Origin of the sequence: Streptomyces sp. BF23-19, assembly GCF_041106355.1 — a bacterium.
Taxonomy (GTDB): Bacteria; Actinomycetota; Actinomycetes; order Streptomycetales; family Streptomycetaceae; genus Streptomyces; species Streptomyces virginiae_A.
The window spans coordinates 43168-65887 of sequence record NZ_JBGBPT010000006.1 but is presented as its reverse complement, the minus strand read 5'-3'; the positions used below and the strand labels follow the sequence as shown (position 1 = coordinate 65887).

At 70.0% G+C, this 22720-nt stretch carries 27 protein-coding genes; 15 read left to right on the top strand and 12 right to left on the bottom strand.

From position 1 onward, the window contains the following. The first annotated feature begins 176 nt into the window (after window positions 1-176). The 4 genes from AB8A24_RS05575 to AB8A24_RS05560 all read left to right on the top strand — a co-directional run bounded on the left by AB8A24_RS05575 (window position 177) and on the right by AB8A24_RS05560 (window position 3022). Window positions 177-380: a cold-shock protein gene (locus tag AB8A24_RS05575; RefSeq protein WP_328962380.1), complete on the top strand. Its 204-nt coding sequence runs from the start codon at window positions 177-179 to the stop codon at window positions 378-380. Between the two features lie 313 nt (window positions 381-693). Then, complete coding sequence (locus AB8A24_RS05570) at window positions 694-2208, top strand: DEAD/DEAH box helicase (protein WP_328962381.1); 1515 nt, start codon at window positions 694-696, stop codon at window positions 2206-2208. Between the two features lie 46 nt (window positions 2209-2254). Next, window positions 2255-2659: a CBS domain-containing protein gene (locus AB8A24_RS05565; RefSeq protein ID WP_328962382.1), complete on the top strand. Its 405-nt coding sequence runs from the start codon at window positions 2255-2257 to the stop codon at window positions 2657-2659. A 51-nt stretch (window positions 2660-2710) separates the two neighbouring features. Then, window positions 2711-3022 (top strand): SCO5918 family protein, encoded by a 312-nt coding sequence (locus tag AB8A24_RS05560; protein ID WP_328962383.1) that lies wholly within the window; start codon window positions 2711-2713, stop codon window positions 3020-3022. A 108-nt stretch (window positions 3023-3130) separates the two neighbouring features. Here the strand turns inward: AB8A24_RS05560 and AB8A24_RS05555 are convergent, their stop codons facing one another. The 3 genes from AB8A24_RS05555 to AB8A24_RS05545 are packed head-to-tail and all read right to left on the bottom strand — an operon-like array spanning window position 3131 to window position 4107. After that, window positions 3131-3490 carry a hypothetical protein gene (locus tag AB8A24_RS05555; RefSeq protein ID WP_328962384.1) on the bottom strand — a complete coding sequence of 120 codons (360 nt, stop codon included), beginning with the start codon at window positions 3488-3490 and terminating at the stop codon, window positions 3131-3133. A gap of 58 nt (window positions 3491-3548) precedes the next feature. Then, on the bottom strand, window positions 3549-3722 hold the full coding sequence (locus AB8A24_RS05550; RefSeq protein ID WP_328962385.1) for a hypothetical protein: 174 nt from the start codon (window positions 3720-3722) through the stop codon (window positions 3549-3551). A 28-nt stretch (window positions 3723-3750) separates the two neighbouring features. Next, a complete protein-coding gene (locus AB8A24_RS05545; protein ID WP_328962386.1) occupies window positions 3751-4107 on the bottom strand; it encodes a PRC-barrel domain-containing protein in 357 nt (118 codons plus the stop codon). A gap of 932 nt (window positions 4108-5039) precedes the next feature. Between AB8A24_RS05545 and AB8A24_RS05540 the strand changes: the two genes are divergently transcribed. Beyond that, window positions 5040-5378 carry a MerR family transcriptional regulator gene (locus AB8A24_RS05540; RefSeq protein WP_328962387.1) on the top strand — a complete coding sequence of 113 codons (339 nt, stop codon included), beginning with the start codon at window positions 5040-5042 and terminating at the stop codon, window positions 5376-5378. A gap of 117 nt (window positions 5379-5495) precedes the next feature. On the opposite strand, the gene AB8A24_RS05535 is transcribed toward AB8A24_RS05540, so the two are convergent. Continuing rightward, window positions 5496-6704 (bottom strand): PP2C family protein-serine/threonine phosphatase, encoded by a 1209-nt coding sequence (locus AB8A24_RS05535; protein WP_328965908.1) that lies wholly within the window; start codon window positions 6702-6704, stop codon window positions 5496-5498. An 898-nt stretch (window positions 6705-7602) separates the two neighbouring features. Here AB8A24_RS05535 and AB8A24_RS05530 point away from each other — a divergent pair. The 3 genes from AB8A24_RS05530 (at window position 7603) to AB8A24_RS05520 (ending at window position 10973) form a co-directional block, all read left to right on the top strand. Further along, entirely contained in the window at window positions 7603-8892 is a 1290-nt protein-coding gene (locus AB8A24_RS05530) for an ice-binding family protein (RefSeq protein WP_369474957.1), read from the top strand. 112 nt (window positions 8893-9004) lie between these two features. After that, entirely contained in the window at window positions 9005-9745 is a 741-nt protein-coding gene (locus AB8A24_RS05525) for a DUF5819 family protein (RefSeq protein WP_369474955.1), read from the top strand. Beyond that, the gene (locus AB8A24_RS05520; protein ID WP_369474953.1) at window positions 9735-10973 is read left to right on the top strand and encodes an HTTM domain-containing protein; all 1239 of its coding nucleotides are present in this window, start codon (window positions 9735-9737) and stop codon (window positions 10971-10973) included. The genes AB8A24_RS05525 and AB8A24_RS05520 overlap by 11 nt, the downstream gene beginning before the upstream one ends. Here AB8A24_RS05520 and AB8A24_RS05515 read toward each other — a convergent pair. Next, window positions 10875-11321: an isoamylase early set domain-containing protein gene (locus tag AB8A24_RS05515; RefSeq protein ID WP_328962391.1), complete on the bottom strand. Its 447-nt coding sequence runs from the start codon at window positions 11319-11321 to the stop codon at window positions 10875-10877. The two genes, AB8A24_RS05520 and AB8A24_RS05515, sit on opposite strands and share 99 nt — an antisense overlap. A 208-nt stretch (window positions 11322-11529) precedes the next feature. Between AB8A24_RS05515 and AB8A24_RS05510 the strand changes: the two genes are divergently transcribed. Next, entirely contained in the window at window positions 11530-11730 is a 201-nt protein-coding gene (locus AB8A24_RS05510; RefSeq protein ID WP_328962392.1) for a hypothetical protein, read from the top strand. Window positions 11731-11999: 269 nt separating this feature from the next. On the opposite strand, the gene AB8A24_RS05505 is transcribed toward AB8A24_RS05510, so the two are convergent. Beyond that, window positions 12000-12902 (bottom strand): helix-turn-helix transcriptional regulator, encoded by a 903-nt coding sequence (locus AB8A24_RS05505; RefSeq protein WP_328962393.1) that lies wholly within the window; start codon window positions 12900-12902, stop codon window positions 12000-12002. A gap of 229 nt (window positions 12903-13131) precedes the next feature. Continuing rightward, window positions 13132-13641 (bottom strand): DUF5994 family protein, encoded by a 510-nt coding sequence (locus AB8A24_RS05500; protein WP_328962394.1) that lies wholly within the window; start codon window positions 13639-13641, stop codon window positions 13132-13134. Window positions 13642-13934: 293 nt separating this feature from the next. Here AB8A24_RS05500 and AB8A24_RS05495 point away from each other — a divergent pair, with 293 nt between their 5' ends. From AB8A24_RS05495 to AB8A24_RS05480, 4 genes are read left to right on the top strand one after another with little or no spacing between them, the layout of a single operon-like run. Continuing rightward, window positions 13935-14510, top strand: coding sequence for a DUF5994 family protein (locus tag AB8A24_RS05495; protein ID WP_369474950.1), 576 nt, complete (start codon window positions 13935-13937; stop codon window positions 14508-14510). Between the two features lie 5 nt (window positions 14511-14515). Beyond that, a complete protein-coding gene (locus AB8A24_RS05490; protein WP_369474948.1) occupies window positions 14516-14704 on the top strand; it encodes a hypothetical protein in 189 nt (62 codons plus the stop codon). A 59-nt stretch (window positions 14705-14763) separates the two neighbouring features. Continuing rightward, window positions 14764-15030 carry a hypothetical protein gene (locus AB8A24_RS05485; RefSeq protein WP_328965909.1) on the top strand — a complete coding sequence of 89 codons (267 nt, stop codon included), beginning with the start codon at window positions 14764-14766 and terminating at the stop codon, window positions 15028-15030. Window positions 15031-15089: 59 nt separating this feature from the next. Beyond that, complete coding sequence (locus AB8A24_RS05480) at window positions 15090-15392, top strand: hypothetical protein (RefSeq protein WP_266382666.1); 303 nt, start codon at window positions 15090-15092, stop codon at window positions 15390-15392. Between the two features lie 59 nt (window positions 15393-15451). On the opposite strand, the gene AB8A24_RS05475 is transcribed toward AB8A24_RS05480, so the two are convergent. Further along, entirely contained in the window at window positions 15452-16720 is a 1269-nt protein-coding gene (locus AB8A24_RS05475; RefSeq protein WP_328962397.1) for a bifunctional GNAT family N-acetyltransferase/ATP-binding protein, read from the bottom strand. Between the two features lie 160 nt (window positions 16721-16880). Between AB8A24_RS05475 and AB8A24_RS05470 the strand changes: the two genes are divergently transcribed. Beyond that, window positions 16881-18080 carry a PP2C family protein-serine/threonine phosphatase gene (locus AB8A24_RS05470; RefSeq protein WP_328962398.1) on the top strand — a complete coding sequence of 400 codons (1200 nt, stop codon included), beginning with the start codon at window positions 16881-16883 and terminating at the stop codon, window positions 18078-18080. A gap of 64 nt (window positions 18081-18144) precedes the next feature. Here the strand turns inward: AB8A24_RS05470 and AB8A24_RS05465 are convergent, their stop codons facing one another. Together AB8A24_RS05465 and AB8A24_RS05460 are read right to left on the bottom strand one after the other, a co-directional pair. Next, window positions 18145-18354 (bottom strand): DUF6243 family protein, encoded by a 210-nt coding sequence (locus AB8A24_RS05465; protein ID WP_328962399.1) that lies wholly within the window; start codon window positions 18352-18354, stop codon window positions 18145-18147. A 580-nt stretch (window positions 18355-18934) separates the two neighbouring features. Beyond that, window positions 18935-19570 carry a TetR/AcrR family transcriptional regulator gene (locus AB8A24_RS05460; protein ID WP_328962400.1) on the bottom strand — a complete coding sequence of 212 codons (636 nt, stop codon included), beginning with the start codon at window positions 19568-19570 and terminating at the stop codon, window positions 18935-18937. A gap of 127 nt (window positions 19571-19697) precedes the next feature. Here AB8A24_RS05460 and AB8A24_RS05455 point away from each other — a divergent pair, with 127 nt between their 5' ends. Further along, the gene (locus AB8A24_RS05455; protein WP_369474945.1) at window positions 19698-20639 is read left to right on the top strand and encodes an alpha/beta fold hydrolase; all 942 of its coding nucleotides are present in this window, start codon (window positions 19698-19700) and stop codon (window positions 20637-20639) included. Between the two features lie 181 nt (window positions 20640-20820). Here AB8A24_RS05455 and AB8A24_RS05450 read toward each other — a convergent pair whose 3' ends face one another. Together AB8A24_RS05450 and AB8A24_RS05445 are read right to left on the bottom strand one after the other, a co-directional pair. Then, the gene (locus AB8A24_RS05450) at window positions 20821-21519 is read right to left on the bottom strand and encodes a response regulator transcription factor (protein WP_328962402.1); all 699 of its coding nucleotides are present in this window, start codon (window positions 21517-21519) and stop codon (window positions 20821-20823) included. Further along, entirely contained in the window at window positions 21516-22709 is a 1194-nt protein-coding gene (locus tag AB8A24_RS05445; RefSeq protein ID WP_369474942.1) for a sensor histidine kinase, read from the bottom strand. Before AB8A24_RS05445 ends, AB8A24_RS05450 begins: the two co-directional genes overlap by 4 nt. Between the last annotated feature and the right edge of the window lie 11 nt (window positions 22710-22720).

Genomic DNA, 22720 nt, shown 5'->3' with positions numbered 1-22720 from the left:
TGCTACTGTCGATCTCGGTTGCAGTTTTGGTACCCAAAAACTTCAAGCGCTCCAGTCGGCCTTCGCCACATTCGAGCGCTTCATATTTCCGGTCATTTTCCGGCGGGGCATCATCGCGGCGACACGGTGTCCGCACAGTGCGGACGCCGGTGTACTGCCCCCGAAGGAGATATGGCATGGCATCTGGCACCGTGAAGTGGTTCAACGCGGCAAAGGGCTTCGGCTTCATCGAGCAGGACGGTGGCGGCGACGACGTCTTCGCCCACTTCTCGAACATCGCAGTCCAAGGCTTCCGCGAGCTGCTGGAAGGCCAGAAGGTCACCTTCGACATCGCGCAGGGCCAGAAGGGCCCGACGGCCGAGAACATCGTTCCCGCCTGACACTGACGCGCATTTCGTAGCTGGGGCCCGCATCCCTCGGGGTGCGGGCCCCAGCTGCACACATTTCCCGCAGTGGTGTCACCTGCGGGACGAAACATTCGGGGTGAAAGCCTCCTCGGAGTTTCAACCCCACTCGACTTTTCCGAATTTCGCGTCCCCCATGACGCCACCCCGTCTCAGCGCCTGCGACCGTACAGAACATCTGTGGTCCGGAGTCGCTTTCGCATTCCGTTCGGCCCGTTCTTGTGATTCCCTGCGCTTCGTTTCCGCTGCGGGAATTCCTTGATACGTGCCGCATCAAGGAAGGTTCTGAATGAACCGCACTCGTACGAATGACCGTTCCTCCCGCACCCGCAGCCGCACCGGCGGCCCCGCTTTCGGCGCTGCCGCCGATTCGGAGCGGGGCAGGCGGTTCGGATCGTCGGCCCCGAGCCGTTCCGGAGGCCCGAGCCGCTCGGGCGGCTACGGCCGCCGACCCGCCGCGGTACAGGGCGAGTTCGCCCTGCCGAAGACCGTCACTCCCGCGCTGCCCGCCGTCGAGGCCTTCGCCGACCTGGCCATGCCGGCCGAGCTGTTGGCCGCCCTCGCCGCGCAGGGCGTGACCGTACCCTTCCCGATCCAGGGCGCCACCCTGCCCAACACCCTTGCGGGCCGTGACGTGCTCGGCCGCGGACGCACCGGCTCCGGCAAGACCCTGGCCTTCGGCCTCGCCCTGCTGGCCGGCACCGCCGGGCAGCGCGCCGAGCCCCGCCGGCCGCTCGCCCTGGTCCTCGTCCCCACCCGCGAGCTGGCCCAGCAGGTGACCGACGCCCTCACGCCGTACGCCCGCGCCGTGAAGCTGCGCGTGACCACCGTCGTCGGCGGCATGTCGATCGGCAGGCAGGCCGGAGCGCTGCGCGGAGGCACGGAGGTCGTCGTGGCCACGCCCGGCCGGTTGAAGGACCTCATCGACCGCGGCGACTGCCACCTGAACCAGGTCGCGATCACCGTCCTGGACGAAGCCGACCAGATGGCCGACATGGGCTTCATGCCGCAGGTCACCGCGCTCCTGGACCTGGTGCGGCCCGAGGGGCAGCGGATGCTGTTCTCCGCCACCCTGGACCGCAATGTCGACCTGCTGGTCCGGCGCTACCTGACCGACCCGGTCGTGCACTCGGTGGATCCCTCGGCCGGTGCGGTGACCACGATGGAGCACCACGTGCTGCACGTCCACGGCGCCGACAAGCACCGGACAACCACGGAGATCGCGGCGCGCGAGGGCCGGGTGATGATGTTCCTCGACACCAAGCACGCCGTCGACCGGCTGACCCAGGACCTGCTGAACAGTGGTGTCCGGGCCGCCGCCCTGCACGGCGGGAAGTCGCAGTCGCAGCGCACCCGCACCCTCGCCCAGTTCAAGACCGGCCACGTGACCGTGCTGGTCGCGACGAACGTGGCGGCGCGCGGCATCCACGTCGACAACCTCGACCTCGTCGTGAACGTCGACCCGCCGACCGACCCCAAGGACTACCTCCACCGCGGCGGCCGCACCGCCCGCGCCGGCGAGTCCGGCAGCGTCGTCACCCTGGTCACCCCCAACCAGCGCCGCGACATGACCCGCCTCATGCAGGCCGCCGGGATCACCCCGCTGACCACCCAGGTCCGCTCGGGCGAAGAGGCCCTGAACCGCATCACCGGCGCCCAGGCACCCTCCGGCGTCCCCGTCGTCATCAGCGCACCGGTCGTCGAACGCGCCGAGCGCGGCACGGCCTCCCGCGGCAGGCGACGGCCCGCTTCGACGGTCCGGCGTGTGAGCGTGCGGCAGTCGGCCTTCGATGCGGCGGCCTGAGAACCACGTGATCAGGAAACTGACCCATCTCTGCAGGAGGCACGTTGTGACGCTGGTCCGGATGCAGCCCCGCTCGGCGAACGCCAACCCCGTGCACCGGAGGGTGGACGACGCGATGGAGGCGGCCGGTCCACAGGTCTGTGATGACATGACGGTCGAGGTGGCCCTGGCTGTCATGGCCAGTGCCCGAGCGGGTCATCTGCTCGTCTGCGACGAGGACGGCCTGTGCACCGGGCTGGTCACCCAGGCCAGGCTCGCCGCCGTCCGCGACAGCGCGGCGTACACGGACCAGGTCCGTCTCCGCGACCTCCTGGGAGACCGCGGGCCGGTCACCTCGCCCTTGACCACGATGACCGAAGCCGAGCACGCGATGCGCTACCGCAGGCTCGATGCCCTGCCGGTCGTCGACGAGCAGGGCGTCGCTCTGGGCGTCCTCGCCCTGGCCCGCTGAACCGCCCCACCGCGGAACGACCGTCCCCCTTTCTTCTTCCTGTGAGGCAACATGCGCTGTGTCATCGCCCGTTTCCCGTTCGACCTGACCAAGAGCGGTGTCCTGGAGTCGATGAAGGGCGTCAAGCCCGAGCAGGTCGTCGGCGAGTCCGTGATCATCGGGCGCCGTACCTACCCCGTCAAGCAGGTCGGTCAGGTCATCACCCGCCAGGACCGGCGTGACTTCAGCGCCGGTGAAGTCCTCCGGGCCATGACCCAGCTCGGGTTCACCTGCCGCGGCCTTCCCCGGGCCGCCGTGCCCACGCATGTCCTCAGCCCGCTCCAGCAGGCTTCCGCCATGCTCGGCATCCCGGTGACCGTCTGACGGACAGGGCCGGCGTGAGCCGACACCCGAACTGCGAGGAGGGCCCGACCGGCAAGCGCGCCGGTCGGGCCCTCCCGCGTGCCCAGGGGTTTCCTACGTGACGCCGGGTCAGTGGTCGGAGTAGCTGAAGTCGCCCATGGTCCAGGCGCCGACGTCCGCGATCGAGACGCGGTACATCCCACCCGTCTCCGGGATCCCCACCGTGCCCTGCAGGATGCGGGCCACATGGAAGTGCAGGTGGGTGGGCGGCCCCTCCCGGGGTGTCGTGGCGGTGAAGACGGCGGCGAACTCGCCCAGGCGGGCCGAGTCCGTGAGGACCTCCGACACCCGCTGCCTCCACACGGCTTCGGGAGCCAGCCGACCGGTGATGACAGCGCCACCGGTGACCACGGTCAGGGACATCTGATTGCTCTGCCCGGACTCCACCAGGGTGGCGACGTCAACGAGCAGCTCGTCAGGCTTCGACATGGAAGCGGATTCTATTCACCGCTCGTCCCGCCTGCTCGGGCGGTCGCGCCACCGGCGCTCAGCGCAGTGTGCGGTGATGCCGGCCGGAGCGTCGGATGTGCAGGACCAGATACACCAGGGCGGCGACGAACACCACGATGCCGATGATCAGCAGGTAGAACAGTCCTTCGGCGGCGGCGCCGATGATGCCCAGCACGATCGCCACGATGACGAGGATCAGGAACAGCACCATGCGGTAAGGCACCTCCTCGACAGGCCGGTCAGCGGCGGGCGAGCTGCCGCTCACCGTTCGCGCCCGGCTGGTAGGGCAGGCCGTAGTGCGCGAACACCGCGGCCTCGTCCTCGACGGGCAGGACATCGTCCGTCCCGATCGACGGGCACTTCTTCACCAGTGACCGGTCGTAGTCGACCTTGACGTAGCCCGGCCCGACGATCGCGCCGTTCAGCGGGACAAAGACCAGGTGGCGGCGGGTGGGCAGGCCTACCTGGACGGTGGCCATGGCCGGCTCGTCGGTACTGGTGTCCACGTAGACGGCCTCCAGCGTGCCGATCTTATGGCCGCCGGCGTCGACGACGTCGTGGGTCCGCCACTCACGGACATCCGCGCTCTGGATCATCCACGGCTTCCCTTCGCACGGCGGTGCACCGACCCGGTGCACTTCCAGCCTGCCCCGCAAAGCCCGCCCACACCAGCCTGGCCGCCCGCGGCTCCCTCCCGGGCGGCCGGCCACGACGTCACGACCGGTTTCCTCGTGCTCTCCGGCTCATCCACTCCTTGTCCCGTTGCTGTTCGAGGTCGATTACCTCACCGTCGAACACGCGAAAATCTATGACGGCTGGAGTAGACATTGAGCGGTGGCGTGGTTATGGTTTCTCTCGTAGCCCAGAGAGACAGCAGGGCCCGGCAGAGACGAACTGCCGGGCAGCAGTACCCGCAGTTGCAGTGCGCAGGACGGTGCGGTGGTGGAGTTCCGAAGCCAGGGTTGTTGCAGGACGGCGACGGGACTGACGACCGGACCGGGTGGCCCGCAGTGATCAGGGGCCGCCGTAAGAAGTACCGCAGTTGACGCAGTGGCAGTACCAGTAAGTGCAGTACCCAGCAGTGAAGACAGTGAGCAGCACCTCGGTGAAGGCGTCGGCTGCGGACGCGCGCACCGGGAAGTTCGGCAGTGGGGTTCCAAGCCAGAGCAGACGCACGATGGGCGACGGGGCTGGCTGCCGAAGAGTGGCGCTGGGTCAGGCCACCAGCAGTACGCGGTAGAGCAGTACCAGCAGTAGGCAATGAACAGCCGAGGGAAGAACGGAGGAGCCGAGCGCCATCAGGATCGCCCGGGCGGAGGTCTGAGCCCGGGTACCGCAGGACATCGATAGTGAGGTGGTCTCCGGTCAAGCAACCGCGATCCCCGCACTCCCGGCAGCGTGTCGGCCGGGTCGGCGGAAACACGGGGTCGGCGCAGTATCAGGGCCGACAGATGGTGTAGTAGTTCCTTCGGGGCCCTGGTGCCGTACGGCACCAGGGCCCCTCCATGCGTTCCATGAGAGAGGTTCAATGACAGCAGACGACTCGTTCGGCCGTCTCGACGACGACGACTACCCCGCCTACACCATGGGCCGGGCCGCCGAGATGCTCGGCACCACCCAGGGCTTCCTCCGCGCCATCGGCGAAGCACGCCTCATCACCCCGCTCCGCTCCGAGGGAGGCCACCGCCGCTACTCCCGCTACCAGCTGCGCATCGCCGCCCGCGCGCGGGAACTCGTCGACCAGGGCACGCCCATCGAGGCCGCCTGCCGCATCATCATCCTCGAGGACCAGCTCGAGGAAGCACAGCGCATCAACGCCGAATACCGCCGCGCCGCCGAATCAGCCGCGCCGCCGGCCTCGGCCTGAGGTGAGGTGCCCGCCGGCATCGGCGGGCCGCGCACCCAGGGGGCTGCGTTCGCGGAACCGTCCCGCCTCGATCGTCCTCGTCGGGTCGTGGCTGCAAGCCGGGTGGTGGGCGGAGTGCTACGCGGGCGCTGACGCTTCCGTGAGGTCCGCCCCGGCGTCTGCGCTGCGTGTGTCCTGATGGATGCCGTGCCAGTCCAGACACATGACCGTGGCGTCGTCCTGGAGGCGCCCCCTGTGAGCGTGCAGCACCGCTGCGACCAGGGCGCGGGAGGCCTCGCGGGGGTGGAGATCGCATGTGTCCACGATCAGAGAGGGCAGGTCCACCTCGACAGCACGGCGCTCCAGCATGCCGTCGGTGAGCATCACCAGCCGGTCACCCGATTGCAGGTCCAGCCGCTGCACCCGGTAGGCGGCACGGGGAAGGACCCCGAAGGGTAGATCCACTTCGGGAACGATCTCCTCGACCCTCCCGTGTCTCAGGCGCAGCGGCCAGGGATGCCCCGCATTGACGAACTGAGTCATCCCGTCGAGCAGGCTGATGCGCAGCAGCTGCCCGGTGACGAAGCCCCGCCTGCCGTGGTCGATGACGGCCCGGTTGGCCTCCAAGGCCTGTACTTCGAGCTCGGCGCCGGCACGTCTGGCCCTACGGAGGGCGCCCACGGCCAGGGTGGCGAGGAGCGCGGCTTCCACGTCGTGGCCCATGGCATCGGTGACGGAGAGCTGCATGGTGTCGTGGTCGACGACGTAGTCGAAGGTGTCACCCCCGACGTGCGTCGCCGGTTCGAGCGCTCCGGCGACCGTGAACTGGGCCGCCTCACATGCCAGCGAGGCGGGAAGGAGCCGGTGCTGGATCTCGGCCGCCAGGTTCAGGGGCCGCGTACGGCGGCCCCACTGGTAGACATCGGTGAAGGAGCGGTTCGCGATGACGATGTAGGCCAAGGCGTGTGCGGTCGCACCGATCTGCCCCATCGCGTCCTCATCGGGGTGATCAGGGAGGTAGAGCTCCAGCAGCCCGATCGCGTCGCCGCGGTTGGTCACGGGCGCCACGACCCTGACCGCTCCGGCGCCCTCCCGCTGCACGGCCGGCCGCTGTGTGCGCACCACGTCCCCGTAGACGGTGCCGGGCAGAGAGATGCGCTGAGGGGGCTCGTCGGACCTGACGTCGTCGGCCGCTCCCAGCCGTACCACCGAAGATCCGGTGAAGTCGACGATCAGGAACGAGACCGTGGCGGCGTGCAGGCGGTCCCGGAGCATCCGCGCGACAACGTCCAGGGACTCGACCGGGGAAGCGGCTTCCGCTGCCGCGAGCGCGCCGGCAAGGTCCACTTCCCCCTCCTGTTCGCCGCCGGCGCGCCACTGCTGGGCGCCCGGATCCCGGTCCTCAGTGGGTGGCATGGCCTCGCCCCTTCCCGGAAGGCAGTAGTCGCATTCGCCGCAAGGGCTGCTGCTGCCCGGCTCTCGCCGGGCCGCCCGAGGCCGTGTCGGTCGTCGACACGGCCGTGCCGAGGCGTCGGCACGTGGACCGTTCCCGGGCCCGCGGCCACGCCCGGCACCCGTCCGAGGAAGCCACCGGACCGACCGGTGCCCACCTTGCCCGAGGACCCGCGGACCGGGGGCCTGCCGGCGCCCGTGACGGCCGTGCTGCCCGACGGGATCACCCGAACAGCAGGCACGCCTCCAGAGATCCGCCCGCAGGCCACTCGGCGGACGGGATTCCACCCGAGGCCAACGGCACCTTCCCTTTCGTCGTGGCCAGAGGGCTCACCCCTCGGTCACCCTTCACCCCGGCCGGTGAGGGGTGATGCCTTCTTGTCGTCCTGGCCGGTCCGAAGCGAGGGCACCCACCGGCGTTGCCAGGGGCAAGCGAATTGACGACGAACCGGCCGCCACGCCCGCCCCTGCGGGTTCGCGAGATCACCTGCCTGGCTGTACATCTCCGTGTGCGGCGGTTGGATTTATTTGGGCAGGTGTGCGGCGCTGCCTCTTGCGAGTTAACCGAGCTCTGCCCATTCGGGGGCAATGTCGGATGATCAACAATGTGAGTCTGATTATTTTCAGCGCGATTTCAGCCATGGAATGCGTTTATATTAATCCCCCCTCCGCGCCTTACTCATCGTTGGTGCGCGAAATTTCCTGCGTAATATGCGGCAGCGATACACCAGGGCTTCCCGGGCGAACGGTAGGGCCCGGTACGCCACGGCCCCCCACAGGAAATGGCCTCTTGATGAAGCTGAAAATCCAGGCGGCTCGGCGCCGCACGCTGTCCGGCTGGCTGTCCTCGGCCGTCGCCGTCACGGTTGCCGCTGTAATGGTCGCCGGATTGCCGTCGCCGGCAATGGCCATCGCGACACCCGTACCGCTGGGCACCACCGCCAGCTACTCCGTCCTGGCAGGTCAGGGAGTCACGAACACCGGCCCCTCGGTGCTCGACCACGACCTCGGGACGCACCCGAACCCGGCGATCACCGGTTTCCCGCCCGGACTGGTGCTCGGCGCCGTGCACGCCGCGGACGCCGCGGCTGCTCAGGCCAAGAGCGATCTGATCGTGGCGTACAACCAGGCGGCCGGCCAGTTGGGCGGCCAGGCGCCGGACTTCGCGCTCGCGGCGGGTATCGGCGGGGGTCAGGAGCTGCTTCCCGGCGTCCACAGGGCTACGTCCGGTGTCGGACTCACCGGCGACCTGGTCCTGAACGCCGGGGGAAACCCGAATTCGGTCTGGGTGTTCCAGATTCCTGAAGCCCTGACCACGGCATCCAGCAGCCGGATCCTCCTGACGAACGGCGCTTCGCCGTGCAACGTGTACTGGCAGATCGGGAGTTCGGCGACCCTCGGCACCACCTCCACCTTTGTCGGCACCATCATGGCTCTGACCTCCATCTTTGTGAATCAGGGGGCGAACATCGAGGGCCGGGCGCTGGCCCGTAACGGCGAGGTGACGCTCAACAACAACAGGATCTTCCTCGGCGGCTGCGCCACCGGCGGAACGACGACCGGCACCACCACCGGAGCGACCGCAGGAACGACCACCGGCACGACAACCGGCACGACCACCGGCACGACCACCGGAGCGACGGCCGGAACGCCGACCCCCGGTACGACGACCGGTACGACCGTGGGTCTGATCGGTGGTGGCCTTCTGGGCGGACCGATCGTCGGCCTCGTGTCCGGCGGCACCTCGGGGAACATCGCCGGCAACACGGCCGGAAACACCGCGGGCAACACGGCCGGGAACACCACCGGGGGGAACACCACCGGTGGAAACGTCACCGGCGGGCACGGCGGTCAGCCCGGCGGACCGGGCCACGGCGGACCGGGCCACGGCGGTCCGGACCACGGCGGCCTGGAGCACCACGGCCCGGAGCACGGCGGCCCGGACAACGGCGGCCCGGACAACGGGCACGAGGAGGGACCCGGCAAGCCGGGCCACGACCACGACCACGGCCACGGCGGGAAGCCCGGCGACCACTACGGCTACGGCAACAAGCCCGCGGGCCACGAGGGCCACGAGGGCTAGGCAACAGGCTTCACGAAGCCCGTTCATCGGATGACTGCGCGCGGCGGAATCCTGATCGAATCCGCCGCGCGCCGTCGGTGAGGGTCGCAGAGACCTCAGGCGATCAGCAGACATGAGAAAGACCGGGTGGGTGGTGTCGAGCGGAATTGAATCTGCGGACGTGAAGGAACTCCATCAGTCCGATTCCGGTCCGGTCCCCCGGCAGCGCAATGAGGAAGCGGTCAGACCGGGTAAGTCACCCATGGGCTTTCGTACGGTGAAAGCAGGGCTGCACACCGCCGTAGTCCTCTGCCTGGTGACGGCTCTGGTCCATGTCGTCCTGGTGTTCCTTCATGTGGCCCCCTCCAACCCCGTATCGACGCGGTACAGCTCGCAGGTCAACGGATGGGTGTTCCCGCTCTTCGAGCAGAACTGGCGGCTCTTCGCCCCGGACCCCGACTCCTTCAACCGAAAAATCCTGGCGAGAACCGCACACACCGACTCCGAAGGATCGGTGCAGGTGACCCCCTGGTTCGACCTGGCTGCCGTGGACCATTCCGCAGTCGACCACAATGCATTTCCGAGCCACACGTCCCAGAACCTTCTGCGCCGCGCCTGGACCTCCTACGTCGAGACACACGGAGGAAGCGACACCGCTCGCTCGGAACGGGCCGTGATGTTGCAGACGTACCTGCGCAACATCGCCGCGGACCGCTTCGCCGCCCACAACGACGGCGGCGCTTTCGACTTCATTCAGCTCCGGGTCGTCACACTGCCCGTCGCTGCGCCCGGCACACCGGCCGGAAACCGCCGGCCGGCACCCACCGAGGACCGGCTCCTGCCCTGGTGGAAGGTGACCTCCCATGGGAAATGAGCAGATCCCCCAGCCCCCTCCCACGCCGGCCACGCCGGCCACGCCGGCCACTCCGCACCGGCCTACGGCCCAGGAGACTTCGATCGCCGGCACGGCCCACCGCCGGCTCCTCGACCGGATCGGCGACCTGTGGGCGCTTCTCACCGACCGGCCGATCTCCCTGTACGCCGCATCGGTCCTGCGCATCGGCTACGGGCTGCTCTACCTGGTCTTCCTCCTGCGCGAGTTCCCGCACCGTGACGAGATCTGGGGCCCCGGCGCCCCCTGGACACCCGCGCTGGCACAACAGCTCTTCGACCAGACCGGCTGGAACAGCATCCTGCTCCTGTCCGACAGCCGCGCCTACTTCGAACTCTGCTACGTGACGGCCCTCGTCACGTCCGCGCTGTTCATGCTGGGCTGGCGGACCCGCGCCACGTCCGTCCTCTTCGCCGTCGTGGTGACCTCCTTCCATGCCAGGTCCATCTTCATGACGGACGGGGGCGACAACCTGATCCTGCTGATGGCCCTCTACCTCGTCCTCACCGCGTGCGGTCGGCACTGGTCGCTGGACGCACGCCGAGAGCGGCTCAAGACAGCCCGCTCGGGCAACGCGGCGGCGCCCGTGAGGAGCTCGTACGCGCAGCAACTCCGGTCCGCTCGCGTCACCTTGACCACGGTGGTGCACAACTGCGGCGTCCTCGTCATCGCGGCACAGGTCTGCTTCCTCTACGGATCAGCCGGCTTGTACAAGATCCAGGGCCCGACCTGGGGCGGCGGCACCGCTCTCCACTACGCCCTGAACCTCGAACTCTTCCAGCCCTGGCCCGCACTCTCCCACCTCGTGGACGAGTACCCGATGGTGATCGCGATCGCCGGCTACGTGACGGTGCTCCTGCAGGTCGCCTTCCCGTTCGTGCTCTTCGGCCGGCTCAAGTACCCCGTTCTGACCGTGCTGCTGGGCATGCACATCGGCATCGCGGTGCTCCTGGGACTGCCCCTCTTCTCCGGCGCGATGATCGTTGCGGACGCCGTGTTCCTTCCTGACCGCTTCTACGCCTTCCTGCCTCACCTGTGGCGACGCGCAGCACAGCGCACAGGAGTGCGGCGACCGGCACCCGGCAGAGCGGCGGGATCGGGAACCGTGCCTTCACAGGGCAGGGCCTGCGTACCCGGCACCACGCATCGAGCCGCTCCCGCGCGGAAGGACACCACGCCGGCCACCGGGCTCGCGTCCGAGCAGAGCTGAGCAGCCAGGTGGACCACAAGGGATCGGTATGCCAGGCAGCATCCGGCCCGCGCGGGCGACGGCGGCCCCTGACTCCGGTGTGAAGACGGCTGTTGGGCCGTCCTCATCGCCGGCGCTCTCGTCGTTGAACCAGTGATCACCGGCGGCCAGGTACCGGAAGGGATGCGTGCTCTCGATCGGCAGCTCGACCGTGACGGCCCGCTTCCCGTCCTTGCGCGGCCGCGGGGTGTGGGCACCCGGCTGCCGGTCGTTGAATTCGCCCACCACGCTGACCGCGCCGGGCGGGGTGTCGGCGGGCAGGACGAAGGTGATGTCCGTGCGGTCCTCGTGCAGCGTGCGTTCCAGCATGGAACGGGCTCCTGACCGCAGGGGGCGGGGGGGAATCGCGCCCGTCCTCGGCACCGATCGGCCGGCCCGCCTCCCGACGCCGCCACATCGGGGACGGGCGTCACCCGCGTGCCTCGCTTCGCAGTCCAAATGATGCAGACCGTAACGGTGCATGTCAGCGTCGTCCGAGAGGAATCCTTACCCCACCGCATCAAGAGGAGTCACCGTCATGGGCGGTACGCAGGACAAGCCCAAGAAACCGGGCAAGGGCAGCGAGGCGCAGGAGCACCGTCGCTCGGGAGACCCCGCTCACCCCCAGCCGGGCAAGTCATCCCGTGAGCAGGGCCAGAAGCAGAGCCAGAAGGAGACCTCGCACCGCCGCGAGGACGATCTGCTGCGTGAAGAGGACCTGCACGACGAGAACCTCTGACCAGAACACCACGCGCGCACTTCCAGGGCCCGGCCGCGGTCCGCAGTCACCCGGCCGGGCCCTGTCACATACCGCCCGACCAAGGCCTGCCCATGGCAGGCAGGGGCTGAAGCTCGATCAACGACACATGCCGTCCGGTCCGCCGTTCGGCGGCCTAGGCCGTCTCTTACGGATCTTGCCGGGTCCGCGCCGCCCGACCTGACCGACAAGATCCGAAAGAGACGACCTAGCCCGACTCGGCACCCGAACGGGCTTGTATCGCACGGCATTCACCGGCTCGGCAGGGCCGGCGCGCGGGCATCCGGCGACGGCTCCGGGCCGGCGTACACCTTGATGACTTCCTCGACGAAACTCCGGGTGACATCCGGGCTCAGCGCCTGGGCCTGCACGTGCGCGTACATGTCGCTGTAGCGTCGCACGTCGGATCGTTTCTCCAGATAGAGGTCGCTGGTGAACCTCTCCAGATACACCACGCCGGCATCGGTGGCCTCGGCGAACTCGAGCAGCGTGAACTGTCCCGAGACACCCGGGTGCGCACCCACATCGTGCGGGAGAACCTGCACGGTGATGTGTGGCTGGGCGCTGAGGTGGGTCAGATGCTCCAGTTGTTCGCGCATGATCTCGCGGCTGCCCACGACGCGCCACAGCGCCGATGCGTCCAGCACGACCCATAGGCGCAGCGGGTTGCCCGGGGTGCGCAGCCGGTCCTGGCGCCGCATCCGTACCTCGAGGCGTGTGGCGGCCTGTTCGGCAGTCGCGTGAGGGATCGTTCCTGCGATGACCGCCCGTGCGTAGGAGGAGGTCTGCAGCAGGCCGGGGATCACCAGGGGCTCGTAGCAACGGACCGCAGCCGCCTCGGTCTCCAGGCCGATGTAGGCGCCGTACGGGACGTCGTCGTAGGCGTTCCACCAGCCCTGCCGACCCGATTCCCTGGCCATCTGCATCAAATCGTCGACTCGCCGCTGATCCCGGACTCCGTACAGCCCGCAGAGATCTCGCACGTCGCGTGGCTTGATGACGCGGCGGCCGTTCTCCAGCAGACTGATCTTGGGCTGGGAAATCAACAGGCGTGCCGCCACCTGCTGCGTCGTCATACCGCTGATCTCCCGGAGCCGACGTAGCTCCGACCCCAGTCGGCGCCTACTGACGGTGGGATTGACAGTGACACCCACGGGGCGCGTACCTCCGCTCCAAGAACCTTGCGCTGGCGAGAAGAGTGCCACGGGCAGAGCAGCTGGATCCCTCTTGGCTCCACGTCATGGAGGGTGATTCGCGTCGGGCGCAGGGTGACCCGAATTTCGCATTGCTTCTCACCCGGCCGACCAGATCTTCCGATTGCAATAAATGAATGACGGGCACAGCCCGGCCGGAGCTCGGTGTTCAGTGCGTCTCGGTGCGCCTTCAGCTGGATGTCGCTGCCGGTCCAGGGCTCGCGTCCGTCGGATCGGGTGTGGTGGCGATGAGGATCTGAGCGGCCTGCGTGATGTTGTCGGCACGGACGGCGCGGGCCATCGCTTCGCGGGCGGCGTCGGCGGTGGTGTCCGGGGGAACCACCAGCAGGGCGAAGTGGTCGTTGTGGCCGCGCGTGATGAGGACGGTGTCGTCGCCGACCGGATCGGAATCGAGGTGCACGACCCGGCCGTCGATGACCAGCCGGGTCGGGAGGTCGTTCCAGGCGGACGCGTCCACGCCCACCCGGGTGATCGGGCCGAGGTGCCCGGTCAGGACACTGATCAGCGCAGGCAGCTCGGTTCCGATGTCGCGGGTCCGCGGCCACCACGCACCGTCCAGGAGCCCCTCCCGGGACTTCGTGGTCTCCAGCCGCAACAGCGCCGTACCGGGTTTGATCGCCTGGTGGATCGCATCCGGCAGGAGCAGTGGGGGCCTGCGGGGGGTGTCGGAGTCAGCCATGTGGGTCCGCCCGTCTACGGGGTGCGGCCGTGCCTCGTCGCAGGTCAGCACCGGTGCCGACCTGCGACGTACGCGAGCCCGCCGTCGTTTCACGGTACTCCCGCAGTCCTCACCACCGCTCTCCACCGCATCTCCGCCGGAAAATGCCTGGTCAAAACGGCTATAAGTCATCGAACGGGCGTACAGTCAAAGGACCGGAAGTACTTCGAGCACCGGCTTTCACGCGGGTGTCGTTTCCGGCGATCGCCTAAAAACCGGGCTGCCGACGGGCAGTCCGGGGGCAGGTCCGCATCATGACCACCACCCTCGACCGGACCGCGCCCCGCGACCTCGCCGCAGAGCTCCCGGCCCGCTTGTCCCTCACCCCGAAGACCACGCTCGCCGGCCTGTTGGACGGCGCCTGGTGGCCCCGCTCCCGCGACCTCGAAGTCGAGCTAACACCGCTCGCCGCCGCCCTGGAGGGACCCTGGGGGCGCGTCACCCGCGTCACCGTGAATCCCGCCCGCTGGCCGGTCGTTCCGCGCACGGTTGCCGTGGACGGGCGGACGCTGCACGTGGGCTGGTTCACCGAACAGGACCCCGACAAGCTGATCCTGCTCTCCTACACCGTCGGCCGCTGGGACCTCCTGGTGATCCCGCCCGAGACCGAGCCCGCGGCCGCGGCCCGGCTGATGGCCGCCGCCGCGATCCCGGGCAGCGTCCTGGCCGCAGGCGTCCTGATGGCCAACGAGACCGTCATCGGGCGCGGCATCCGGGACGCCCGGCGCCGGGAAGCCGCCTGGGAGGACGAGGGCGGGGCCTGCATGTCGCCCTTCGGGGAGCCGATGGGCCGGTCCGCCCTGCCACTGTCCGGGAACGGCTGGAGGTGAGTTCCGTGGAGACCGTCGTCCTCATCGCGGTGATCATCCTCGTGATCGGCGTCGCCATGCGCTGGATCCACGTGCTGAACGCCCGGGACGACGCGCGGATCGAGGCCTACCGCTTCAGCGACCCCCTGCCGAGACCTCCCGGCCTGGCGGACGACACCGGTGGTCGAGCCCACTCCACGGATGCCGACCGGTGAGGAACAGCGCCTCCGCCGACTCCCTGCCTCACGCTCACTGCGAAGGGAACCACGCCCACGTGAAGTTCATCGAGACCCAGACACTGCCCTCGTTCGGGCACGCCGAGGTTCGGATCATCGCGCGCACCCCCGAAGCCGCCCGAGCGGTCGCGGAAGCCCTCCGCGGCTGCTTCGCAGGAGCGGAACAGCGCAGCTACCCCGGCCTCGACGGCGACACCCGCCTCCACCTCACCGTGGACACGGCAGCGCCCGCCGGCCCCGCCCGCTCCCGGCCGGCCGCCGTCAGGCCCTCCGCCGGCACCGGCGCGCACTCCGACGAGATCTGAGCAGCCCCGACCGGCCCCGGAGCCCACCCGCCCCACCCCACACTCGAAAGGACGCGGTCATGGCCACGCTGCGCGAACGCAAGACCTACCGCGACCAGGTGCTCCAGGTCCTGTACGAAGCCGTCGAAGGCAATCGCCTCCTCGGCATCACCGGAGCACAGCTACGGCGCGACCTCCACGTACCGGAACAGGACCTGGCCGCCGCCTGCACCTACCTGGCGGGCGAAGGGCTGATCACCGTCGACTGGGAACCCGGCAACACTCCCGCGATGGTCACCCTCACGCACGAGGGAATCCGGCGCATGGAGGCCGAGGAGGAAAGGACGGCCACCGGTCCGGACCGGTCCGGACCGCACACCTAGGCCGTCTCTTCCGGATCGTGCAGGGCCCGGCCCGCCCGACAAGATCCGGAAGAGACGGCCTAGATGCGGGCGAATTTCTCGGTCTGCTGGGCGAACTCCTGGGCCATGGCCGCGCTGACCGTGGGTCTGGTCTCGCCGATCGTGCGCAGGTAGTCCTCGGTGGTGGGGCGGGCCCGAGCTCCGGTGTCGAAGGTGCGCTCGAACTGGGCTTGGGAAACGGTGCGCGCCACATGGGCGATGTCGGCAGGCGTGAACCCTTCGCTGGCGGACGCCAGCACCGTGCTGTCGGCCTCGGCGGCCGCTCGGGCCAGGTAGCTCTCCCACAGCGCGGTCCTCGCGCGGTCGTCGGGCGGGCCGATCGGCAGCACGTAGTCGAAACGGCCGTGCCGCAGGAACGCGGAGTCGAGGGTGGTCACGTCGTTCGTGGCGCAGACGAGCAGCCGTCCGTCCTGGCCCCGGAACCGGACGATCGCCTTGAGCAGTTCGTTGACGACGCCGACGGCGGTCGCGTCCGCGCCGCTCCGGGTCCCCGCGATCTCCTCGACCTCGTCGATGAAGACCAGGACGTGGTCGAGCCGGGCGATCTCGTCGAAGCGCCGGTTCAGCCCGCTCGCCAGCCCGTACTCGGCGGCCAGCCGGGCGGGGAACAGTTCGAGGAACGGCCATCCCAGGCGGCTGGCGATCGCGTGCGCGAACGTGCTCTTGCCGGTTCCGGGCGGGCCGAACAGCATCACCGCCCGCGGCAGCTCCACCCCGTGCTGGGCGGCCATTTCGGGATGGGCCAGTGGCAGGACCAGACGCCGCTCGATGAGCTCCTTCTCCCGCTGCATCCCCGCGACCTTCTGCCACAGTCCCCCGGGCGGCAGCTCCGCTCCCAGCGACGCGAGCATGCTGACCGCCTGCGGGGTAACGCGCCCGCGCTTCTCGAAGAAGACCAGGCCCGGACGGGCGCGGAAGTCGCAGTTGTACAGGGCGGCAGCACCGGTCTCGCCGTCGGGCAGGACCGCGTGCACCGTTCGGACGCCACCGGCGAACAGCCGGTGCTCCAGTGCCGTGATCAGGTCGCTGCCCAGCCCCTGGTGCCTCCAGGCCGGCGCCATGCAGATGCGCAGGATCCACGCGCGCTCACCCTCCACCCTGCTCACCGCGGCGCCGATCACCACCTCGTCCGCCGTGGCCACCACCGCCGGGTGGAGGGCCTGGAGGGCCGCCACCGCGTCCGAGAGCGGAAAGAGAGGTGATTCTTCCGTCGTGCCGCTCTCCGCGTCGACCCGGATCACCGCTTCGAGATCGTCCTGGGTGTAGTCCCTGACATGCCAACCCGTCATGGTCAGCTCCGCGTGCTCGGCCGTACTCCCATCATCGGCCGAGGTGAGCCGGGGCGCTCCCGGAAGCCGTGTGGCGTGCCCGGTCGCCGGGGAGCATCCTGGAGGCCACGCCGCCCGTGGAGCCAGGACGTCGGCCTGGCGCCCGGTTGGAGGCAACAGGATGACCGTCGCAGGGCGCGGGGCCCCGGACCGCTCGGAGAGCTTCGGGGAGGAGCTGCTCGGGGTGTTGCTGGATCGTGCGCATGAGCTGCCACCCCATCTGGTCGGCCCGCTCGTCGCGGAGACAGTGGCCCGGATGGGTGGCCGCGTACCGCAGATCCTGCTCCAGGACTACGGACAGCAGCAGCTGGTCCCCCTGTCCGCCGACGGTGTGGCCGCCGGTGATCCGCAGCCCATCGACCGGTCCGAAGCCGGCCGGTGCTTCCTGGAGTCACGCACCGTCGAAGTCCTGGCGCCCGACGGCGTACGGGTCCACCTGCCCCTGCTGGACGGCGGCGACCAGGTGGGGGTCCTCTCGGTCACGCTGGACGGGATCGACGACGACGCCCGCCGCCTCCTGCGCAGGATCGCGGGCCTGGCGGCCGACCTGCTGCAGACCAAGAACGGCTACACCGACCTCTTCTTCCGGACCCGCCGCAGGGAACCGATGAGCGTGGCTGCGGAGATCCAGTGGTCCCTGCTGCCCCCGCTGTCGATGGTGATGCCTCGCGTCGCGGTCGCCGGAGTCCTGGAGCCCGCCTACGCCGTGGCGGGGGACAGCTTCGACTACGCCCTGAACAACGAGATCCTGCACCTCGCCATGGTCGATGCCATGGGGCACGGCCTGGACGCGGCCACGATGGCCACGGTGGCCATCGGTGCGTACCGTCACGCCCGCCGGATCAGCGTCGAACTGTCCGAGATCTACCTCTTCATGGACCGAGCCGTCGCCGAGCAGTTCGACCCGGACCACTTCGTGACCGCCCAGATGATGCGCCTGGACACGGACACGGGGCGCCTCCAGTGGGTCAACGCGGGGCATCCCGCGCCCATGCTGATCCGCGGGCACCGCGTCGTGTGCCGTCTGGACAGCCCCACGACCCTCCCCGTCGGCTTCGGAGGGGCCCAGCCGCAGGTCAGCAGGGTGGAGCTGGAGCCGGGCGACCGCGTCCTCTGCTTCACCGACGGCCTGATCGAAGAGCATGAAAGCGGGCAGGAACAGTTCGGCGAGGATCAGCTGATCGACTGGGTGAACCAGCTGGAGCAGGCCGACCACGGGATCCGCACGGTGGCCCGGGACCTGTCCCACACCCTCAAGCGGGCACGCGGCGAAAGCACCTCGGACGACGCGACGCTCGTCCTCTTCGAATGGCGTGGATGACGGAAGGCAGCGCGTCGCGGTCCGGGCCCTGCCCCGTACGTTGCCGCCCTGCGGCAGCGGTGCGTCAGCTCTGCGCGGCGCCGCCCTCGGCCTCGGCCTCGGCCGCGGCGGCCTTCTCGCGCATCTTGCGCACCAGGTCCGCCTTCTGGTCGGCGGCGCCCTTGCGGTCGAGGTTGCGGTGCGGACCGTTGTTCTGGCGCTCGGCGCGGGACAGCCGCTTGCGCTGGCCGCCGCCCTGGCCCACGGGGTTGTTGATGTTCTTGCTCACGGTCATGGGTTCTCCCGGTGATGGTGTGAAGTGATCTACGGATTGGCCGGTGGGGAGCAGGGTCCCGTCACGTTCTCACTCGTGGATCGGCATCCGGAAGAACATGACAACGACGGTACCCGCTCCCGCCGGCCCCGCGGACCAGGCCTTCCCCGAGCCCGGTATCGACCGAGGCAGTCGGTACCGCGCACCTCTCGGAGCGAGCAGCGGCAAGGGGCAGCACGGGCGAGAACGCCCGGCGTCTCGGTGCCGACCTGCGAGGTGTGCGAGCGGTGGGCACCGTCCGGTGCCCGATCCGCCGCCGTCCGGTAGTGGCCGGTAGGCGCCCGGTAGCGGCTCAGGGCGCCGTTCCGCGCAGGTCGGGGCGGTTCCGGGGGAGTCCGAAGCCCGCCATCCCCTTCTCCTCGTAGGACAGGAAACCCGGGCTTCGGGAGAACGCGTTGTTGCGCCTGCCCTCCGGTGACGACGCGTGGTCCGTGGACAGGAGGAAGAAGGACAGTGCGAGTACCGCCGCATCAGGTGCTCGATCAGTGCCCGGCCGACGCCCTGCCGGTGGTGGGCGGGGTCGACCACGACGTGCCGCGTATCAGGTCGGGTCCGTTCCCCTCGCGGACGTGTCGGCCGTGGTGAAGATCCGGTCCAGGTGGTGGCGGAGCACCGCGACGGCCGACTCCGCGCTCCGCTGGCCCACGAGGATGCCGGTCCCCATGGCCGCCGCCATCGCGAGCAGGCTGATCGCCTCGATGCGGGCATCGACGCCGGGGTCGGCCGAGCCCTCCGCCTGGGCCCGTTCGACCAGGGCGGTCACGGTGTTCTCGGCGGCGTCCGGGTCGTCGACGAACGGCTGGGCGGCCAGCGTCTCGTCCGTGACCGACAGGATCGCGTACGAGCTGTACAGCAGGTGGAACGTACGACTCTCCTCATCGGTCGGCAGCGAGGCCAGCAGCAGCGCCTGCGCCATGGCCCTCGGGCCCTGGTGCGGGCCCGAGGCGGCCGGCCGGACGCCCGCCCGCGCGGTGAAGCCGTCCGTCAGGTGCCGGAGGCAGTAGAAGAGCAGCCTCCCCTTGGTCTCGAAGTAGTACTGCACGAGACGGAGGGACACTCCGGCCTCCGCGGCCACGTCCCGCATGCCGACCGCGTGCAGCCCGCGCCGCCCCGCGACCCGGATGAGCGCCTCGGCGATCTGGGCGCGCCGCTCCTCGTGATCCACGCGCTTCGGCATGTTCCCGTCTTTCCGCCCGTCGGTGGTGGGGTCGCGGTGCGCTCCACGGACCCCTTCATGGTACCGCCGTATCACAATCATGGTACGGTCGTACCACGAAGAATGGATCTTCACAGGAGGTGCCGCCGTGCCCGAGAACAGGACCCGCGTACGCCGCGACGTAGGCCGCTACGTCAACGACGCCCTGCGTGACCGCTACTTCGCGGCCGCAGACGCCCTCTACGCCATGGGCGCGCCGATCCGTTCCGAGACGGACGTCGAGACCAGCTTCGGCACGACCCACGTCTACCGGTACGGCCCCACGGACCCCGCCGCCGAGTCCCGTACGCCCGTGGTGCTGATCCACGGCGCGGGCTACAGCTCGGCGATGTGGTACCCCAACACCCCCGCCCTCAGCGGCAACCGCCCCGTCTACGCACTCGACACCCCGGGCGACGCCAACCGCAGCGTCCACCGCGAGCCCATGTGGCAGCCCGAGCGCGCCGCGCAGTGGATGGACGAGGCCCTCGACGCGCTCGGCCTCGACCGGGTGCACCTCGTAGGCTCCTCCTACGGCGGCTGGCTCGTGCTCAACCAGGCGCACCGGCGCCCCGAACGGCTCGCCTCCGTCACCGCCCTCGACCCGGGCGGCCTGGAGAAGGTGGGCCTGCGCTTCTTCGCCTGGGTGTTCGTGAGCCTCTTCGCCAGCTTCGCCCCCAAGGCCCTGCGCCCCCGGCTCGCCAAGTGGCTGGAGCAGCCCGTCATCTCCGTCCCCGAGCTGCGCACCTGGGTCCAGGCGGGCGCCCGCGCCTACCGGGTCCGCCGGCCCGCGCCTCTCCCCCTGGCCGAGGACGCGCTGCGCTCGATCCGCACACCGCTCTACTTGATCATGGGCAAGCGGAGCCTGCTCGTGCACCCTCAGCGGCAACTGGAGCGCGTACCGCGGCTCGTCCCCGGCGCCCGCGCCGAGATCATCGCCGCGACGGGCCACGGGCCGCAGATCGACCACCCCGACGTCGTCAACGCCCGCATGCTGTCCTTCATGGAGGACATCGATTCCCTCGACCCCGCCGCGATCGACACCCCCTAGAGGAGGTCGGTCGGCCGGGCCGACGATCGACCCCGTCAGCGCGTCGATCGCCACGGGAGCACGCCGACGCCGGCGAGCGGGCCCACGCCTGAGAACACCGGAATCAGTCAGGGGACCGGCGTGCAGGATCGCGCTGATCACGCGGGCCTCGGCGACGTCGGAGACGGTCAGGGACGCAACATCATGGCCCACCGTCTCCCGGCGCCACGAGCCCCGATTCGTACGCCACGATCACGAGCTGCGCGCGGTCGCGCACCCGCAACTTCCCCATGATCCGGCTCACATGGGTCTTCGCGGTGAGGGGGCTCAGGGCCAACGCGTCGGCGATCTCCGTGTTGTTGAGGCCCCGGGCCACGAGGGTGAGGACCTCCCGTTCCCGGTCGGACAGCGGGTCGAGGGCGGCAGGCGCCGGGCTGGTACGCGGGCTGCGCAGCACCCGGGCGATCAGCCGGGCCGTCGGGCCCGGCGAAAGGAGCGACTCGCCGCCGGCCACCGTGCGGATGGCGGCCAGGAGTTCGGCCGGCCTGGTGTCCTTCACCAGGAAGCCGGAGGCTCCGGACCGCAGCGCTTCGACCACGTTCTCGTCGGTGTCGTACGTCGTCAGGACCAGGACCTTCACCCCGGCCAGGTCCTCGGTGGAGGCGATCAGCCGGGTCGCCTCGATGCCGTCGGTGCCCGGCATCCTGATGTCCATGACGACCACGTCGGCCCGCTCGGCGTGGGCCAGTCGCACGGCTTCCCGCCCGTCGCCGGCCTGGCCGACGACCGCCATGTCGGGAGCCGATTCGATGAGCATCGCGAAGGCCGCCCGGACGAGCGTCTGGTCGTCGGCGAGCAGCACCCGGATGACGCGGTCCTGACCGTCGGGTGGGGTGGTCACGCGGATGCCTCCAAGGAACGGGGTGGGAGGGGTGGGAGGGGCAGGCTCGCCGACACTTCGAAGCCGCCGCCGGCGCGGGGGCCCGTCCGCAAGGTGCCGCCGACGCTGCGGGCCCGCTCGCCCATGCCGACGATGCCGAAGCCCGAAGCGGTGGCGGAACCCGCTCCCGGGCCCCGGCCGTCGTCGCTGACGGTGAGCCGCAGCGCCCCGTCCGCCGCCGCCACGCGGACCCGGACGGTGGCGGCGGGACCCGCGTGGCGGACCGCGTTGGTCAGCGACTCCTGGACGATGCGGTAGGCGGCCGCCCCCACGGCCGGCGGGACATGGACCCCGCCGGTGTCCAGGGTCAGTTCCGCCTCGGCCGTACGGGCCAGGTCGGGCAGCCCCGCGAGGTCCGGCAGCGGCCCGTGCTCGTCGGCGCGGAGCACGGTCAGGGTGGTACGGAGCTCCGCGCGGGCCTCGCGGCAGGTGTCGGCGATGGAGTCCAGCGCCTCGGCGATCGCCGCCCGGTCGAGCCGGTCCGGGTCCACGGTGAGGACATGGGCGGCGACCGACGTACGGACCCCGATCAGCGTGATGCTGTGGGCCAGCAGATCGTGCAGGTCGCGGGCGATGCGCAGCCGCTCCTCCGCGATCCTGCGGTCGTTGGCCTGTCCGATCCGGGTGCGCTCCTCGGCCAGGTACTTGCGGTAGTTGCGGACGGCGACACCGAGCACGAGGGCCGCCACCAGCCAGCCGGAGGTGCGCAGTACGTCCAGGACGCGGTGGACACCGTTGGAGGACATGGCGCTCACCGCGAAGCCCACGACGCACACGCCGACCGTCACCGTCCGGCGGACGGTGCCGGTGGCGGCCACCGTGTACAGGGCGACCACCCCGGCCGGCACCGGCGCCGCGTGGGCGTTGTCGAGCAGTTGGTACGGGGCGATGCAGACGACCGTCGCGATCACCACCCCGAGCGGCCGGCGCCGCCGCCACACCAGGACCAGGACCGAGCAGGCCAGCAGGGCCCACCCGAGCGCGTCCGGTCGCAGCGCGGTGTCGGCGTACGCCAAGGCCCCGCAGAGCAGGGCCAGACCGGCCGCGAGCACCGCGTCGTTCCGGGTCGGGTGCGCGGCCGCCAGGGGGTCCTGGTGCAGTGCGCGCAGTACGCGCTCGGCCGCGCTCGGGGGTTCGGTCACTTCTGCCACCCGGACATCGT